General features: G+C 49.2%; 2 protein-coding genes and 1 pseudogene. 1 reads left to right on the forward strand and 2 read right to left on the reverse strand.

Going from position 1 to position 1728, the window contains the following annotated elements:
- Positions 1–141: 141 nt before the first annotated feature.
- Positions 142–348, forward strand: a pseudogene (locus tag C6366_RS20790) (type II toxin-antitoxin system YhaV family toxin); the annotation flags it as partial.
- Between the two features lie 18 nt (positions 349–366).
- Here C6366_RS20790 and C6366_RS20795 read toward each other — a convergent pair.
- Together C6366_RS20795 and C6366_RS18330 are read right to left on the reverse strand one after the other, a co-directional pair.
- Positions 367–558: a GNAT family N-acetyltransferase gene (locus tag C6366_RS20795; protein WP_107740628.1), complete on the reverse strand. Its 192-nt coding sequence runs from the start codon at positions 556–558 to the stop codon at positions 367–369.
- Between the two features lie 159 nt (positions 559–717).
- Positions 718–1344, reverse strand: coding sequence for an NAD(P)H-dependent oxidoreductase (locus C6366_RS18330; protein WP_107740630.1), 627 nt, complete (start codon positions 1342–1344; stop codon positions 718–720).
- Positions 1345–1728 lie beyond the last annotated feature (384 nt).

Below are 1728 nucleotides of genomic sequence, written 5' to 3' on the forward strand. Positions count from 1 at the left end.
TATAAAATTAAACGTTTTTTTGACAAAAAAGCAGAGATATCAGTAGGGTCTTACGCAAAGGGCCAGGTTAACATGCAGAAATTATTGCGGAAAAGGCTGGATTTGGCGCGATGCGGTTAAAGTCCTGTTCAACAATACCGCCTCTTCTTCCGTTATCATCGGAAAAAGGGAATCATTGTCTATGCCTGGGTCAACGACGAGCAGACAAAAAGGGCGTACGACAGTGGAAACGACGCGTACAAGGTCTTCCGGAAAATGCTGGACAAAGGATGCCCTCCGGAAGACTGGGAAAGCCTTCTGGCTCAATCCAAGGCGGCTCCCGGCCGATCCCCTAAGAGAAGAGCGTGAATTTCGTGAAGTTCTTGATTATTGGTAGGAGTCTCGAGGACTTGCGCCGGATTTACAAAAGAAATCAATGACCCTTTTCATGAGCATTGTACCATAGCTGGATTTCTGATGGGCTGGTTGTATGGCAATGCTCATTAGCTCATACGCGCCTGCATCAAGTGGTTTGACTACACATGTTCCAACAACAACCCCACCACTTGAAGCAACGATGCATTTTTACATCGGAAGGTAAGAACGAACCTTTTCTTCCGAAGGGTCAGCGAGCAGTAGCAGTTCCATTGGTGCATCCATTGCTGGAACTTCTTGGATAAGTAGCGACATTTTCGTTCTGTTGCCCAACGGGCCGGGGCTGACTGCGTCCACGCGGCTTCAATGGGTATGGTCCAGGAGATTGTTGAGTGATTTCTCCTTGAATGCACCTCTACAAAGAACTTTGGCTTCTTCAATCCACGCAACACGTTGCTCTCTCGTGCTGGTTACGACCGCCGTGAAAATCCTGCGGTGGAATGAGCGGACCCCGCAGAGATCAAATATGCATCGCCTCCAGATCGCATCCAGTGGATCTCCAAACACAGTCTGTTCTCTCGTTTCCTCGGTGTTCGATGTATTCAAGACAACAGCGGCCTTTGCCCGGAGCAGCCCGATGGGGACGCCTTCGCCATTATCTCCTTCCTCAAACCGGTAGGTGAGGCCAGGTCGGAATACACGGTCGATCCAACCTTTTAGAATGGCTGGTGGCTGTCCCCACCAGTTAGGATGAACGATTACAATCCCATCAGCAGAGCTAAGGTCATTGCAGTGAGCCTGAATTTCTGCAGGTACGTTTCCGTTTTCAGGAATCTCTTCCGCAGAAAGCACAGGGTTGAAGCCCTCCATGTATAGATCGCGGAGCAGGACTTCGTGTCCAGCGTTCACCATGTCGTCCCGCACCGCGTGGGCGATTGCATGGTTCAGGCTTCCAGGATCAGGATGTCCGAGGATGATCAGTATCTTCATGTTTCCCTTCGCACAACGACGAAATCACCCGGAGCGTAGCGATCGGGTGTATTGATTTTGTTATACGGGTTTTTATTTTGTGTCCCATGCTTTATACCGCTCTACAAGGTTTTCTAGCATTGATCGAACTTTTGAAAATGTTTCTTTTACGAAGGATGAATCTAACAGGAGTTTAACAGATTGAACGTCATTTTTTTTGAAAACGCAAGTGATTTCGGTGTGTTAAGTCGCCAATTCCTGTAAGACCCCACTGCTCACTCCGTAGCCCATGGCCTTCAGTATCTGGGCCTGGGCGTCGCTTGGTTCCTCAAGCTTGCGGGTCGCTTTTCGTGCCCCGGCATTCCAACAAAGACATGAATGGAGTGTGCGCATCTGCTGCATTGT

Source organism: Desulfonatronum sp. SC1 (assembly GCF_003046795.1).
Taxonomy (GTDB): Bacteria; Desulfobacterota; Desulfovibrionia; order Desulfovibrionales; family Desulfonatronaceae; genus Desulfonatronum.